Origin of the sequence: Micromonospora sp. DT43, from assembly GCF_049841645.1 — a bacterium.
Classification (GTDB): Bacteria; Actinomycetota; Actinomycetes; order Mycobacteriales; family Micromonosporaceae; genus Micromonospora.
On record NZ_JBNCKR010000023.1, the window covers coordinates 1 to 14,532 of the forward strand.

The 14,532-nt window shown below is 71.7% G+C and carries 14 protein-coding genes and 1 pseudogene; 8 read left to right on the forward strand and 7 right to left on the reverse strand.

What is annotated here, in order from left to right; translation table 11 throughout:
- Positions 1–343 precede the first annotated feature (343 nt).
- Positions 344–961 (reverse strand): DUF4126 domain-containing protein, encoded by a 618-nt coding sequence (locus tag ACLQ26_RS32110; RefSeq protein WP_363679845.1) that lies wholly within the window; start codon positions 959–961, stop codon positions 344–346.
- Positions 962–1,032: 71 nt separating this feature from the next.
- On the opposite strand from ACLQ26_RS32110, the gene nucS reads away from it, so the two are divergent.
- Positions 1,033–1,692: an endonuclease NucS gene (gene nucS / locus ACLQ26_RS32115; protein WP_039908963.1), complete on the forward strand. Its 660-nt coding sequence runs from the start codon at positions 1,033–1,035 to the stop codon at positions 1,690–1,692.
- Positions 1,693–1,718: 26 nt separating this feature from the next.
- Here the strand turns inward: nucS and ACLQ26_RS32120 are convergent, their stop codons facing one another.
- Both ACLQ26_RS32120 and ACLQ26_RS32125 read right to left on the reverse strand, forming a co-directional pair.
- Positions 1,719–2,378, reverse strand: coding sequence for a methyltransferase domain-containing protein (locus tag ACLQ26_RS32120; RefSeq protein WP_425748116.1), 660 nt, complete (start codon positions 2,376–2,378; stop codon positions 1,719–1,721).
- 79 nt (positions 2,379–2,457) lie between these two features.
- Entirely contained in the window at positions 2,458–3,954 is a 1,497-nt protein-coding gene (locus ACLQ26_RS32125) for an aldehyde dehydrogenase family protein (RefSeq protein ID WP_425748117.1), read from the reverse strand.
- 256 nt (positions 3,955–4,210) lie between these two features.
- Here ACLQ26_RS32125 and ACLQ26_RS32130 point away from each other — a divergent pair, with 256 nt between their 5' ends.
- From ACLQ26_RS32130 to ACLQ26_RS32160, 7 genes are all read left to right on the forward strand, one after another.
- Complete coding sequence (locus tag ACLQ26_RS32130; RefSeq protein WP_425748118.1) at positions 4,211–4,627, forward strand: FHA domain-containing protein; 417 nt, start codon at positions 4,211–4,213, stop codon at positions 4,625–4,627.
- 138 nt (positions 4,628–4,765) lie between these two features.
- On the forward strand, positions 4,766–5,881 hold the full coding sequence (locus ACLQ26_RS32135) for an alpha/beta fold hydrolase (RefSeq protein ID WP_425748119.1): 1,116 nt from the start codon (positions 4,766–4,768) through the stop codon (positions 5,879–5,881).
- Between the two features lie 138 nt (positions 5,882–6,019).
- Positions 6,020–7,810, forward strand: coding sequence for a 3-hydroxyacyl-CoA dehydrogenase family protein (locus tag ACLQ26_RS32140; RefSeq protein WP_425748120.1), 1,791 nt, complete (start codon positions 6,020–6,022; stop codon positions 7,808–7,810).
- A 40-nt stretch (positions 7,811–7,850) separates the two neighbouring features.
- Entirely contained in the window at positions 7,851–8,345 is a 495-nt protein-coding gene (locus tag ACLQ26_RS32145) for a SigE family RNA polymerase sigma factor (RefSeq protein WP_425748121.1), read from the forward strand.
- Positions 8,342–9,403 (forward strand): hypothetical protein, encoded by a 1,062-nt coding sequence (locus tag ACLQ26_RS32150; protein ID WP_425748123.1) that lies wholly within the window; start codon positions 8,342–8,344, stop codon positions 9,401–9,403. The genes ACLQ26_RS32145 and ACLQ26_RS32150 overlap by 4 nt, the downstream gene beginning before the upstream one ends.
- A gap of 38 nt (positions 9,404–9,441) precedes the next feature.
- Entirely contained in the window at positions 9,442–9,771 is a 330-nt protein-coding gene (locus ACLQ26_RS32155) for a hypothetical protein (protein WP_425748124.1), read from the forward strand.
- A 66-nt stretch (positions 9,772–9,837) separates the two neighbouring features.
- On the forward strand, positions 9,838–10,638 hold the full coding sequence (locus tag ACLQ26_RS32160) for an alpha/beta hydrolase (protein ID WP_425748125.1): 801 nt from the start codon (positions 9,838–9,840) through the stop codon (positions 10,636–10,638).
- A 3-nt stretch (positions 10,639–10,641) separates the two neighbouring features.
- On the opposite strand, the gene ACLQ26_RS32165 is transcribed toward ACLQ26_RS32160, so the two are convergent.
- The 4 genes and pseudogenes from ACLQ26_RS32165 to ACLQ26_RS32180 form a co-directional block, all read right to left on the reverse strand.
- Positions 10,642–11,721 carry an AI-2E family transporter gene (locus ACLQ26_RS32165; protein WP_425748178.1) on the reverse strand — a complete coding sequence of 360 codons (1,080 nt, stop codon included), beginning with the start codon at positions 11,719–11,721 and terminating at the stop codon, positions 10,642–10,644.
- 129 nt (positions 11,722–11,850) lie between these two features.
- Positions 11,851–12,039 (reverse strand): DUF397 domain-containing protein, encoded by a 189-nt coding sequence (locus tag ACLQ26_RS32170; protein ID WP_425748126.1) that lies wholly within the window; start codon positions 12,037–12,039, stop codon positions 11,851–11,853.
- Positions 12,030–12,158, reverse strand: a pseudogene (locus ACLQ26_RS32175) (DNA-binding protein); the annotation flags it as partial. The gene ACLQ26_RS32170 and the pseudogene ACLQ26_RS32175, both read right to left, overlap by 10 nt.
- 118 nt (positions 12,159–12,276) lie before the next feature.
- Positions 12,277–14,502, reverse strand: a complete 2,226-nt coding sequence (locus ACLQ26_RS32180) for a hypothetical protein (protein ID WP_425748127.1) — start codon at positions 14,500–14,502, stop codon at positions 12,277–12,279.
- Positions 14,503–14,532: the final 30 nt, after the last annotated feature.

Here is a 14,532-nt window from a genome sequence, read left to right on the forward strand (position 1 = left end):
TGACCGAGGCCGCGCAGACCGTGCAGGTCTCCGCCTACCCGGACGCGTACGCCCAGTGGGAGCAGCAGGCCACCGACCTGGTCGCCCAGCACTGGAACAGCTGACCCACCGCACGACCCCGACCGACTGGCCGGCACCCCGAACCCAGGGTGCCGGCCAGCGGCATACCCAGCCCCGCCCGCCCCGGCCTGGCTTCGCCCGGGCCTGGCTGTCGCAGGCGGAACTTACATCCCGGAGGCTCTGCCGCGCCGGCTCTCGCCCGGTCGGCTCCGGCCCGCCGGCCGGCCGCCGGCTCTGGTGCCCAGCCAGCGCATCGGCCAGCCCGTCCGGAAGGCCGAGCAGGTCAGACGCGGAATCCTGCGGCGCGGGCCGCCTCGCGTTCCCTCCGGCGAACGGATCGTCGTCGGAGGAACCAGTAGACGAAGACGACCAGGCCCACCAGGACGGCGAGCACCAGAACCGGCAGGATGATCGCGATCAGGGAGACGATCACGCTTGTCGCGTCCTCGGCGGTGCTGGCGACCGGGGCGCCGAACCCGGCGGTGGTCGCGTTCACGACCGGCCGCGCCGCGGACTTGAGCAGGTGTACGCCGAAGGCGAGCAGCACGCCGGTGGCCACTGGCACCCACTGGTGGGAGGTGAAGAAGCTCCCCGGGTCGCTGACTGTCACGGTCTCCGAGGACGACCCGGCCCCGAAGGCGAGGCCACCGGCGGTGGGTCGAACGACTGTCTGCACCACGTCGTTGATGTGGTCGACCACTGGCACCTTGTCCGCCACCATCTCGACGGCGAGTAGGACGGCCAGGATGACGATGACCCAGCCGTTGCCGAGCCACGTCCAGCCGCTGGGCAGGTCGATGAGGTCGCTGTAGCGGGCGAGGAGGCCGAGGATGAGCAGGGGTATGTAGGCGTTCAGCCCCGCTGAGGCGGCGAGGCCGGTGCCGGTGAGGACTTCGAACACCGTCTCAGCATCGCACCGACGCGCCAGTGCCGCTCGGTGGTGGTCGGCGGGTGCTCGGCTACCCTCGTCGGGTGCGGTTGGTCATTGCGAAGTGCTCGGTGGACTATGTCGGACGGCTCTCGGCTCATCTGCCGCCGGCCACCCGGCTGTTGATGGTGAAGGCGGACGGGTCGGTGTCCATCCATGCCGACGATCGTGCGTACAAGCCGCTGAACTGGATGAGCCCGCCGTGTCGGCTGGAGGAGGCCCCCGGCGTGTGGCGGGTGGTGAACAAGGCCGGCGAGGAGCTGCGGATCACCCTGGAGGAGGTCTTCCAGGACACCTCGTACGAGCTGGGTGTGGATCCCGGCCTGCGCAAGGACGGGGTGGAGGCGCACCTGCAGGAGTTGCTGGCGGCCAACCCGGGTGTGCTCGGCGAGGGGTACACGTTGGTGCGCCGCGAGTACATGACGGCGATCGGGCCGGTGGATCTGCTGTGCCGGGACGCCAACTCCGGCGCCGTCGCCGTGGAGATCAAGCGGCGTGGTGAGATCGACGGGGTGGAGCAGTTGACCCGCTATCTCGAACTGATGAACCGTGATCCGCTGCTCAGCCCGGTCACCGGGGTCTTCGCGGCTCAGGAGATCAAGCCGCAGGCCCGGGTGCTCGCCGCCGATCGGGGCATCCGGTGCGTGGTCGTGAACTACGACCGGCTGCGCGGCATCGAGAAGGACGAGCTGACCCTCTTCTGACCGTTCGCGGACCCCGGACGGGCCGGTCAGGCCTCGGTCCGGACGGCGATAAGCGATTTCGGCAGGCCGGCCACCCGCTCGGTGAGCATCCGCGAGTCGGGGAAGTAGTGGCGCATCTGCGAGCGGTCCAGCAGTTCCGTCCACAGCACCTGGTGGATGGCGGCTTCGTGGCTGCGGGTCGGTTTGTGCCCGAGGGGCCAGCGGCGGGCGAGCGCGGTGCGCAGCCGGACCGGCAGGAACTGCATCCCGGGTGCGATCCAGTGTGGCTCGATGGGGAAGTAGCGGTAGGGCGTCTGCACCCAGTGGCGATCGGCAAGCGACCGGGCGGCGGCCGCGAACCGTAGCCGACGTTCGTGCCCGCCGACGTGCTCCAGCACGGAGTTGGAGAAGACCAGGTCGTAGGTGCCGTTGGCGACGTGGGGTGGCAGGTCGCAGGCATCGGCCTGTTCGACGTGGGCCCATTCCGGCACGCTGGCGGGCGGCTGTTCCAGGTTGACCACAGTCACCCGGGCCGGTCGGACGGTGGCGCGGTGCCAGGTGCCGAGCCGGCCGCCGAGGTCGACGACGTGCATGTCCCTGATGTCGGGGAAGGTGCGTGCCAGCCAGTCCGAACGACGACGCCGCTGCCGGGCGCTCCACGACTGGTCACTGTCGACAAGGCGGTGGCGCAATCGATTGTGGCCCATTTGACGCAATGTACCGCCGGAGGCACGGCGTATAAACATGTGGATACGCCTATCGGCCCCCAGATCGGCTATCCGACACTCATCTGCCGTACATCACCTTGATGGCCTTGACGAGTCGCGCCATGTCGGTCGGAGTGCGTTCGAAGGTCATCGACGGCAGCAGCGATCGCGCCCGGCGGCGGGTGATGGCCTTGGCGCGGCCGAATTCGCGCAGGCCGTCCTCGCCGTGAATACGGCCGAAGCCGGAATCACCGACACCACCGAACGGCAGGGTGGACATCCCGGCGAAGGTAAGGGTGGAGTTGACCGAGGCCATCCCCGAGCGCAGGCGCCGCGCGATGGCGAGCGCACGCTGCCGGCCGAAGACCGAACCCCCCAGGCCGTACGACAGGGCGTTGGCGCGGGCGACGGCCTCGTCGGCGTCGCGGACCCGGCTGATGGTCAGCGTCGGGCCGAAGGTCTCCTCGCGGACGGCGGCCGACTCCTCCGGGACGTCCACCAGCACGGTCGGATGCACGTACGGGGGTTGCACCGCGTCGGGGCCGCCGAGCACCGCGCGACCGCCGGAACTGACCGCGCTCTCGATGTGCCGGCGGATCACCTCGATCTGGGCGGGCATCGTGATCGGGCCGATGTCGGCGCCCTCCGGGCCCACGGTCAGCCGGCTGGCGCGGGCGACGACCTTGTCGACGAAGGCGTCGAAGACGGGGTCGACGGCGTAGACCCGCTCGATGCCGATGCAGGTCTGGCCGGCGTTGGTCATGGCGCCCCAGACGCACGCCTCGGCGGCGGCGTCCAGGTTGGCATCGCTGTCGACGATCATGGCGTCCTTGCCGCCGCCCTCGATCAGCACCGGGGTCAGCGTTTCGGCGCAGGCGGCCATCACCTTCCGCGCGGTCGCCGTGGAGCCGGTGAAGGCCACCTTGTCGACCCCGGAGCGGCACAGCGCCGCGCCCACGTCACCGAGGCCGTGCACGGCGGTGAACACCTGCTGCTCGGGCACCACCTCGGCGAAGGTGTCGACCAGCCACTGGCCGACGACGGGCGTGTACTCGCTGGGCTTGAGCACGACGGCATTGCCGGCGGCCAGGGCGTACGCGGCGGAGCCGAGCGGGGTGAAGACCGGATAGTTCCACGGGCCGATCACACCGAGCACGCCGTACGGCTGGTATTCCAGGTGCCCGGAGAACTCGGCGAGGATGAGTCGCGACCGGACGCGGCGCGGGCCGAGCACCCGGCCGGCGTTGCGGGCCGCCCAGTCGACGTGCTCGATCGCGGTGACGATCTCGACGATGGCATCGTTTACCGGCTTGCCGCCCTCGACGTGCATCAGTTCGGCGAGTTGCTCGATCCGCTGGGCGAGCAGCGCCCGCCAGCGCAGCAGCCGTTGCCGGCGGCCGGTGAAGCCCAGGCCGGCCCACCATTCGCTGGCGGCGCGCGCCTGGTCGACGGCCTGCCGCACGCCCGCCTCGGTGGCGACGGGAAGGCGGCCGGCTTCGATGCCGGTGGCCGGACTGGTGGAGACCAGCTCGTCCGCCTCGACGAGAGGGGTGCCGGGGGCATGCACAGCCGTCATGGCGGAAGTCTAGACCCGAAGATTACTCATCGGTAGGCCGCGATTCCGGCTCCCCGGGGCGGGAGTCGCGTCGCCCCTCCCACTCGTTGATCAGTGCAGGTCAGAGCCTGGGTGCCGGAGGCCGGCCGCCCGAACCGTCGAACGACAGGTGGCCGGGAGGTGACGAGGAGTTGACCGGCCGGTCGGTAGTGACGATTACCGTCTGATGGCAGGCTGACGCGCGGAGTAACGGTGTGGGGTGGAGGGCTGACTGTCCATGGAGGAACATCCGGAACTGCTGCCGTTGTTGACGGTCGCCGGTGGGCCGATGCGCGGAGCGAGCTTTCGCTTACGGGCCGACCCTCAGGTGATCGGTCGAGCGCCGAGCGGGCACGTGGTGATCAACGACCCGCACCTGAGCCGCCGGCACGCCGAGGTGTGGCTGGCCCCGGAGGGCGCGTCACTGCTTGACCTGGGCTCCACCAACGGCACGTGGCTCAACGACCGCCGGATCACCGAGGTGGAGCGCCTCTCCGACGGCGACGTGATCCGGCTCGGCCGCACCGAGCTGCGCCTGTTCGACCCGGGGGTGGCGCACACGGATCCGGTCGGGCTCAGCTTCGGCCCGTCCCGGCGTGACGTCCGACCGACGCTGCCGCTACCGCTGGCCACGCCGCCGACCGCACGCCGCTGACCGTCGGGCCCTCGGGTCCGGCGCTGGCCGGGTCCGTCGCGGCCGCCGGGCCGTCGGGCCGCGTGGCGGTCGGCCACACCGGGCGGCGTTGCCGAGTGGCTGACCGGCACCTGGCCCGGCGGAGAACGGCGTGGCAGCATGCCGCGGATGGAGAGCGAGCAGCGGGTCGTCACGGCGAACGGCACCACCCAGGCGGTACGGGTGGCCGGCCCGCCGGACGGCACTCCGGTGCTGCTGATCCACGGCAACTGCTCGTCCTCGCTGTTCTGGGAACCACTGCTCCGGCGGCTGCCGCCGACGCTGCGGCTGGTGGCCCCCGACCTGCGGGGGTACGGCGACTCCGCGACCGCCCCGGTCAACGCCACGCGGGGCCTGCGGGACTTCGCCGACGACATCGCCGCCCTACTGGACGACCCGACGCTCTTCCCCAACGCGAACGCCAGCGCCAACGGCAGCAGCAGCGCCGGCAGCGGCGGTGGCGGTTTGCCCGTGGTGGTCGGGCACTCCCTCGGCGGCGGAGTGGCGATGCAGTTGCTTGTCGACCATCCGCACCGGGTGGGCGCGCTGCTGCTGGCCGCACCGGTGTCGCCGTACGGCTTCGGTGGCACGCGTGACCTGGCCGGCACGCCTACCACTCCCGACTTCGCCGGCACCGGCGCGGGCACGGCGAACCCGGACTTCGTCGCGCGGCTCGCCGCCGGTGACCGTGACGCCGACACACCGGCCAGCCCGCGCGCCGTGCTGCGGGCCACCTACGTGGCCGATCCCGCCGCGCTGGGTGCGGACGAGGAACTGCTGCTGGACAGCCTGCTCTCCACGGCGACAGGCGACGACAACTACCCGGGTACGGCGGTGGTGTCGCAGAACTGGCCGGGTACCGCGCCGGGGGAGCGGGGCGTGCTCAACGCGCTCGCCCCGACGTGGTTCCGGCTCGCCGACGAGTTGGTGGCTGTCGCCCACAAGCCGCCGGTCACCTGGGTACGCGGGGACGCCGACGTGATCGTCTCGGACACGTCGCTGTTCGACCTGGCGTACCTGGGTTCGCTGGGTGTCGTGCCCGGCTGGCCGGGGGAGGAGTCCTGCCCGCCGCAGCCGATGGTCGGGCAGACCCGTGCGGTGCTGGAGCGGTACGCGGCGGCCGGCGGCGCGTACCGCGAGGTGGTGTTGCCCGGCTGCGGGCACAGCCCGCACCTGGAACGTCCGGCGGAGTTCGTCGCGGAGCTGCTGGCGCTGACCGGCGTGCCGGCCGCCTGAACGACTGTCGAGGCAGGGACGCGGCCGTCGGTGAAATATGCCACGGCGTCTCGACAGCCGAGCGTGACGTGGCAGACTCGCGCGCATAACCTTAGCGGCCGTTCAGTGGCCGTGGCGGAGTGTGTGGGGAGGCCGGTCGTGGCGCGCGAGTTCAGCACCGTGGGTGTGGTGGGGCTGGGCACCATGGGTGCCGGCATCGTCGAGGTCTTTGCCCGCAACGGCATCGACGTGCTCGCGGTCGAGGTCTCCGAGTCGGCGCTGGAGCGTGGCCGGGCCATCCTCACCGGCTCCACCGATCGCGCTGTCGCCAAGGGCAAGCTCGCCGAGGCGGACCGGGACGCGCTGCACGAGCGGGTGCGCTTCGCGGTGGGGCTGGACGCCCTGCACTCCGTGGACCTGGTGATCGAGGCGGTGCCCGAGCACCTGGACCTCAAGCAGCGGATCTTCGCGGAGCTGGATCGGGTCTGCCGACCGGACACCATCCTCGCCACCAACACCTCGTCGTTGAGCGTCACCGAGATCTCGGTCGCCACCACCCGGCCCAACCAGGTGATCGGCATCCACTTCTTCAACCCCGCGCCGGTGATGAAACTGGTCGAGGTGGTCCGCACCGTCGTCACCGCGCCCGAGGTGGTCGCCGACGTCGAGGCGCTGTGCGCCCGGCTGGGCAAGGTCGACGTCACCATCAGCGACCGGGCCGGCTTCATCGCCAACGCGCTGCTCTTCGGCTACCTCAACCACGCGGTCGCCATGGTCGAGTCGCACTACGCGACCCGGGAGGACATCGACGTGGCGATGAAACTCGGCTGCGGCCTGCCGATGGGTCCGCTGGCGCTGATGGACCTGATCGGCCTGGACACCGCGTACGAGATCCTGGACACGATGTACCGCCGCGGCGGGCGGGACCGCCGGCACGCCCCCGTGCCGCTGCTCAAGCAGATGGTGACGGCGGGGCTGCTCGGTCGGAAGTCCGGTAGGGGTTTCTACACCTACCAGCGGCCGGGCTCCCCTGTCGTCGTACCGGATGAGGCGACGCCGCCGACCACGGAGGCGGCGGTCGCCGACGGTGCGCGAGCCATCGGGAAGGTCGGCATCGTGGGTTCCGGGACGATGGCCACCGGGATCATCGAGGTGTTCGCGAAGGCCGGATACGAGGTCGTGTCGGTGACCCGGGGCGCGGAGAAGTCCGCGACGGTCTGCGAGGCGGTGAAGACCTCGCTGAACAAGGGCGTGGTGCGCGGCAAGCTCGCCGAGGCCGACCGGGACGCCGCGCTCGGCCGGATCAGCTGGTCGGCCACGCTCGACCACCTCGCCGACGTCGACCTGGTGGTCGAGGCGGTCGTCGAGGAGCTGAGCGTGAAGAAGGCGCTCTTCGCCAGCCTCGACGAGATCTGCAAGCCGGGCGTGGTGCTGGCCACCACCACCTCGTCCCTGCCGGTGATCGACGTGGCGATGGCCACCCAGCGGCCGGCCGACGTGGTGGGCCTGCACTTCTTCAATCCGGCGCCGGTCATGCCGCTGATCGAGGTCGTCCGGACCATCCGCACCTCGCCGGAGGCCACCGCCACCGCGCGGGCGGTCTGCACCGCACTGGGAAAGACCGGTGTGGTGTGCGGCGACCGGTCCGGGTTCATCGTCAACGCGCTGCTCTTCCCGTACCTGAACGACGCGGTGAAGATGCTGGAGGCCAGCTACTCCACCGCCGACGACATCGACCACGCCATGAAGCTGGGCTGCGGCTACCCGATGGGCCCGTTCGAGCTGCTCGACGTGGTGGGGCTGGACGTCGCGCTGGCCATCCAGCGCGAGCTGTACCTGGAGCTGCGCGAGCCGGGCTTCGCGCCCGCGCCGCTGCTGGAGCACCTGGTCACCGCCGGCTACCTGGGCCGCAAGACCCGCCGCGGTTTCCGCGACCACTCGCACCGCTGACCACGTCAACGTCGGACGGTCCCGGCCGCGTCTACAGGATGTGACATTCGAGGAGTACGTCGGCAGTCGCGGCCCGGCGCTGTACCGGCTGGCCCGACTGCTCACCGGTGACGAGCACCGGGCCGAGGACCTCACCCAGGAGGTGTTGTCCCAGGCGTACGTGCACTGGCGTCGGATCTCCCGCGCCGACCGGCCCGACGTGTACGTGCGCCGGATGCTCGTCAACGCCAACAACTCCTGGTGGCGACGCCGCTCGAACCGGGAACTGGTGAGCGATGCCGTCGTCGACCGGCCGCACCGTGGCGACGTCGGCGGCGAGGCGGCCGACCGGGACGAGATGTGGCGGCTGATCCTCGGCCTGCCCGACCGTCAGCGGGCGGTGCTGGTGCTGCGCTACTACGAGGACCTCGACGACGCGACCATCGCGCAGATCCTGAACTGCTCGCCGGTCACCGTCCGCACCCACGCCATGCGGGCCCTCGCCAACCTCCGGGAGCGCTGCGGCGTTCCGACGACGAACGGGAGCCGACAGTGACCGACCTCGACCAGCGGATCAACCAGACGCTGCGCGAGCGTGCCGAGGGCAGTGTGGACACCGGCCGGCTGCTGGCCGTCGCCGTGGTGCGGGGACGCCAGCGGGTACGCCGTCGGCGCAGGGCCGCCGGTCTCGCGCTCGGCGTGGTGGCGGTCCTCGGCCTGGGCGTGGTGACGGACCCGGCGGGCCTGGTCGACTCCGGCCCGGATGTCGTGGTGCCCGGTCCCGGCCTGCCGGCGGATGACGTGGTGTCGGTGGTGCCGCCGCGCGCCGACGACGTGCCGGGGGCGGCCGCCCGACCGGATCTGCTCGGCGCCGACCCGCAGTTGCTGCACTTCGGATTCTCCTCGGACGGGTTCCGCTACCTCTCCTGGTCGGTGCAGAGCGGCGTGGAGATGGCGCGGCTCGACGTCGACGGGCACACGGTCACCCTGGAGCTCTCCGCGTCCGCCGAGGCGCTTCCCCTGCGCGCCCCCGGGCTGCCGGCGCTGGTGCCGGAGTTGATCACGGAGGGCGTCTTCGACGGGTCGGTGTCGCACGCCCCGGGGCCCTACGGCGTCACGGTCTGGCTGCGGCACTGGCAGCCGGCCCCGGGGGTGTACGCCCGGGCCACCGCCATCGCCGACGACGAGCGGGAGCTGTTGGAGGTGGCGAGCGCGCTACGGCTCGACCAGGCGCACCGCTGCGGAGGGCCGCTGCGGCTCACGACGCTGCCGGCGGGAGCCCAGGTGACCAGGTGCGAGGTGACTGTGGCGCCGTTCCCGGCCGCGTTCGGTGCGGCGCTGACGGTCACCGGGAGCAGCCCGGGGGGCATCCAGGTCGAGTTGCAGTACGCGATCGGCATCGCCGGCAGCCGGACGGTGGGAAACCGGGAGGTAAACGGTAAACCAGCTCATATTGATAAGCAGACCGGAGAACTTGAGCTGCTCGGCTTCCCCAAGGCCCACCTGACCGCCAACTTCGGCTGGCCGGCGCAGGGCTACACCGAGGCGGACGCGGCCACGGTGCTCGGCGGGGCGCAGGTGGCCGAACATCTGGACCGGCCCACGACCTGGTGACCGCCCCGGGTCGTCCCGCGCGGCGGACCGTACGCTTGGTGACTGTGAGCCCCCGTCGCAACCGCCCTCGCCGGGACGAGAACGCCAACCTGGACGCCGACCGGGTCCGGCAGGGCGTCGCCTCGGTGCAGCAGTGGACCGACGGCGCCTGGCAGGTCCGCGGCATCGGAGCGGGGGCGTCGGTCAAGACGTACCGCTGCCCCGGTTGTGACCAGGAGATCCGACCCGGGGTGGCGCACCTCGTGGCCTGGCCCGCCGACGGCCTGGGTGACCTGACCGACCGCCGCCACTGGCACAGCGGCTGCTGGCGTGCTCGGGAGCGGCGCGGCCCGGCGGTGCAGCGCGGTCGGGGCGCGCCGCGCTACTGAGCGACCTGGATCACCCTGTTCGTGCCTGGGCGGGCGGCGACGGCGAGTTCGCGACAGACTTGGGCGGTGAGCACAGCGATCCGCGCGTCGTCGATCCTGCCCGGCCGCCGGGAGGACATCGAGCTGCACACCGCCGACGGCCTGCGGCTGGTCGGCGAGCTGGCCCTGCCGGCCGACCGGCCGCCGGTGGCCACCCTCGTCTGCCTGCACCCGCTGCCCACCCACGGCGGAATGATGGACAGCCACGTGTTCCGCAAGGCGGCGTGGCGGCTGCCCGCGCTGGCCGACCTGGCCGTGCTCCGGTTCAACACCCGGGGCACGAGCAGTGTGCGCGGCACCAGCGAGGGGGCCTTCGACGGCGCGGTGGGCGAGCGCTACGACGTGGCCGCCGCCATCGAGTACGCGGAGTTCGCCGAACTGCCGAACATCTGGCTCGTCGGCTGGTCGTTCGGCACCGACCTGACCCTGAAGTACGGGTGCGACCCGGCGATCGCCGGGGCGATCCTGCTCTCCCCGCCGCTGCGCTTCTCCGCCCCGGAGGACCTGGCCACCTGGGCCGCCTCGGGTCGGCCGCTGACGGCGCTGGTGCCGGAGTTCGACGACTACCTGCGCCCGGAAGAGGCGCGGGAGCGGTTCGCGGCGGTGCCGCAGGCCGAGGTGGTCGGGGTGCCCGGCGCGAAGCACCTCTGGGTCGGCGACGCGGAGACGGTGCTCGACGAGATCGTCAAGCGGGTCAACCCGGCGGTCGAGGTGCCGCTGCCGACGACCTGGGACGGGCCGATGGAGGCCGGGGACGTCAGCGCGTACGCCGACCGGACGGTGGCCGCCTTCGCGGACACCCCCGTACCGGGGCCGGCCGCCGACTGACGCTCAGCTGCGCTCCTGGCGGGGGAGCACCACCTCGCGCAGGATCAGTTGCAGCGCGGCCACCGTGGGGATGGCGATCAGCGCGCCCACCACGCCCAGCAGCGCCACCCCGAGCAGCGCGGCCAACAGGGCGGCGACCTCGTTGACCTCCACCGAACGCCGCATCACCTTCGGGTAGATGAGGTAGTTCTCGACCTGCTGGTAGATCAGGAAGAAGACCGCGCAGGCGATGCCCGTGGGCAGGCCGGCGGCGAAGCCGACCAGGCTCACGATCACCGCGCCGAGGGTCGCGCCGATCTGCGGGATCAGGTCGGTCACCGCGACGACCACGGCCAGCGCGAACGGGTACGGCAGTCCCACGATCAGCGCGAACACGAAGGTGGTCGCGCCGGCCAGCACGGCGATGCTCAACGCGCCGACCATGTAGGCGCCTACCTTCGCCAGGATCTCGTCGCCGATCAGCTGCACCCGCTCCCGCCGCGACCGGGGCACCAACGAGTAGCCCAGCGACCGCAGCTTGTTGAAGTAGGCCAGGAAGTAGATGGTCAGCACCAACACGGTCAACGTCCGGAACACCGTGCCGAAGATCAGTTGCGCGCCGCCGAGCACCCCGCCGAGCGCCCTGCCGACGGTGTCCGCGTTGGCCGCGCCCTGCACCCGCTCCACCACGTCGTACCGCTCCACCAGGTCGTTGACCGTCGGATTGCGGCGCAACTCGTCGAGCAGGCTCGGAATCTGGTCGATGAACTGCCCGGACTGCGTCACGATCGGCGGGACCAGCGCCACGATGCCGCCGCAGAGCAGCAGCACCACTGTCAGCGCCACAACCGTCACCGCCAGGCCGTGGGGCACACCCCAGGTGCGCAGGCGCACCACCGCCGGGTTGAGGCCCACCGCGAGGAAGAGCGCTATCACCACCAGCACCAGGATGCCGCCGGCATTGCGAATCCCCAGATAGAGGGTGTACGCCAGCAGCACCCCCAGCGCACCCGTGAAGCCGATCAGGAAGCTGCTGCGTCGCAGTGGACGCCCCGGCGTGCCGAACTTCCCCGACGGCACCGCGGGCGGCTCCTCCGGGTCGATTCCAGGGGCGGGAACCGGCACCGGCGGTGGAGTCTCCTCCGATGGTGGCGTCTGCGCTGGTGGGGGACTTGGGGTCGCGTCCGGGTTGTCGGCCGACGGGTCGTGCTGTGGCACCAGGGGCCTCCCGGCTCAGGCGGTCCGACGACTGGCGACGGCCACGAACGCCCGCCACGCGGGCGGCGCGAACATCAGCACCGGCCCGGACGGGTCCTTGCTGTCCCGCACTCCCACCACCCCGGGCAGATTGTCCGCCACCTCGACGCACTCACCATTGCCGCTACGGGTGGACGTGCGCCACTGGGCGTCGGTCAGGTCCATGACGTGACAACTTCCTTCATCAGCTCGATCGACTGCTGGCGGGGCAACGCACTGTTTCTGATCATCTCCCAGCGCGTCAGCAGCGTAGCCACCTCGTGGTCGCTGTCGACCACAAGGCCGTCGACGAGGACCCGGCAGCGTTGACCGGGCCTGATCCACTCGCGTTGCAGGAAATCGGGGTGTCCGGGGTATCCGGACACCCCGATTTCGCTGATGTCGTGTCGATCTTGAGGTTGGTCAGTCCTTCTCGATCGTGACCTTGCTGGGCTTGGCGCTGCGCTCGTCGGTGGTCGGCTTGCTGGGCCGCTTGCCGTTCTCACCGGTGCTGGTGATCTTCGTCGGCTTGGCGCCCCGGCCACCCTCGCCCGGAACGGCCGCCACGGTCGGCTCGCCGTCCACCCCGGCGCTGGCCGCGCCGCCGTCGACAGTGGTCATCGGTTCGGCCACCGGGCGGGTCGTGGACTGCCCGGACTCGCCGCCCGCCGCGGCGTTCGCCGGCTGCCGGGCGTCGTCGGGCTCGCCCGTGCGGCCGTTCGCGCTGCCGGCATCGACCGGAGTGCCGGCGTCGTCGGGCGCGGCCTTCAGACCAGCGCCGACTGGCGCGTCGTCGTGCTCGCCCCTGCGACCGCTCGCCACGTCGGCGTCCGCGGGTGCGGTGGCCCCGTCGTCACCGGTGCCTGACCCGGTCGCGGCCTCGCCGCCCGCAGGCGCGGACACGGTCGCGGTCCCGGACGGCGCGTCGGGGTGATCGTCCGTGGCCGGTGCGGTCGGGCCGTCGATCGGGCCGGTGGTGCCGCGTAGCCGCACCTCGGCCATCTGCCGTTCGAGCTCGTCGGACTCCTGCCGCGCCTTCCAGGTCTCCTGCCGAAGGTCGGCGAGCTGCTGCTGAGCCTGGGCGATCTCCAACATCACCTGGGCGAGCTGCTGTCGGCCCGCGGCCGATTCCTGCTGCGTCGCCGCCAGGTGCTGCTGCGTGGTCGCCAGGTGCTGCTGGGTGGTGGCCGCGTACTCCTCGAACTGGCGGCGCGAGGCCGCGACGTGCTCGTCGGCCTTGCGCCGCTTGTCGCCCGCCTCGGTCTCGGCGCGGCTCAACAGCTCGGCCGCCTCCGTCTCGGCGCGCTCGCGCAGCGCCGACGCATCCCGCTCGGCAGCCAGGCGGACCGCCTCGGCGCCCTGCTCGATCTCGTTCTTGCGAGCGGTGTACTCGGTCTCCAGCGTGTCCTTGCGGGTCGAGTACTCGGTCTCCAGCTCGTCGCGCCGGGCGGTGAGGCTCGACTCCAGCTCGGTGCTGCGCGCGGTCCAGCTCGACTCCAGCTCCTGCTGGCGGGACTCGTGCTGCTTGTCCAGCTCGTCGCGGCGCTTGGTGAACTCCTGCTCGGCGGTGGACCGCAGCTGGGCCAGCTCACGATCGGCCGCCTCGCGCCGCGAGTTGACCTCCTGCTCCACGCCGGCCCGCCAGGCGCCCAGCTCCTGCTGGGTCTGCGCCCGGGACTGCTGCACGTACGCCTCGGTCTCGCTGCGCATGCGCTGCACGTACGCCTCGGTCTCGGCGCGGCTGCGCTTGGCCGACTCGGACGCCTGCGTGGTCAGCCGCTCGGCCTCCTGCTGGGCCTTGGCGCGCGTGGCCCGGCCGGCCATCGACGCGTCGTCGATGATCTGCTTGGCCTCCTGCTGTGCCTTGGCGTGGGTCGCCCGGCCCGCCTCGGTCGCCGTGTCGGTGAGCCGCTTGGCCTCCTGCTGGGCCTTGGCGTGCACCTCCTTGGCCGCCTCGCGCAGCTCCCCGGCCTCCTGCCGGGCGGTGGTCAGCGCCTCGCGGGCCGCCTCGCGCAGCTTGGTGGCCTCCTGCTGCGCGCGAGTGTGGATCTCCTTGGCGGTGTCCCGCAGGTGGGTGGCCTCCTGCTGGGCCTTGGCCAGCTCGTCCTGCGCGGCCTTGCGCAACTTCGCCGACTCGTCCCTGGCCGACCGCAGGGTCTCGTCCGCCTCCGCGCGACGGGAGGCGCTGTGCCGCTCCTCCTCCTGGCGTCGGGCGGCGAGAGCGATCTCGAAGTCCTTCAATGCCCGCGCAGCCTGCTCGCGGGCCTCTTCGATGATGTGCTCGGCGGTGGCACGACGGGCGTCGATCTCCTCGTTGGCCGCGGACAGGATCTGCTCGGCCTGCTCCTCGGCGAGGGTGAGGATCGACTCGACGCGGGGGCCCAGATGCCGGAAGGAGGCCCGGTCCACCACGTTCATCTGCTTGCGGACCTGCGTCAGATCCCGTTGCAGAACCTCGACCTGGCCGGCGAGCTTGTGGATCTGTGTATAGGCCTGTTCCCGTTCGGCGGCGAGGGTCGCGATCTCGTGCTCCGCACGCGCGACGTACCGGTCAACCTGTTTCTTCTCGTACCCCCGCAGAGCGGACTCGAAGCTGGGCTCCGTGGTCACGTCCCCGCCGAGAGCGAACAGTTCCTCGCCGTGCGACATGCCCCCATCCTCACACGCATCGCCCCCTGC

Excerpts from the sequence above, each read along its gene's own strand:
- ACLQ26_RS32135 (WP_425748119.1), top strand. The coding sequence starts at position 4,766 with ATGCCGCGGATGGAGAGCGAGCAGCGGGTCGTCACGGCGAACGGCACC.
- ACLQ26_RS32180 (WP_425748127.1), bottom strand. The coding sequence starts at position 14,502 with ATGTCGCACGGCGAGGAACTGTTCGCTCTCGGCGGGGACGTGACCACG.
- ACLQ26_RS32120 (WP_425748116.1), bottom strand. The coding sequence starts at position 2,378 with ATGGGCCACAATCGATTGCGCCACCGCCTTGTCGACAGTGACCAGTCG.
- ACLQ26_RS32125 (WP_425748117.1), bottom strand. The coding sequence starts at position 3,954 with ATGACGGCTGTGCATGCCCCCGGCACCCCTCTCGTCGAGGCGGACGAG.
- ACLQ26_RS32170 (WP_425748126.1), bottom strand. The coding sequence starts at position 12,039 with ATGGACCTGACCGACGCCCAGTGGCGCACGTCCACCCGTAGCGGCAAT.
- ACLQ26_RS32130 (WP_425748118.1), top strand. The coding sequence starts at position 4,211 with ATGGAGGAACATCCGGAACTGCTGCCGTTGTTGACGGTCGCCGGTGGG.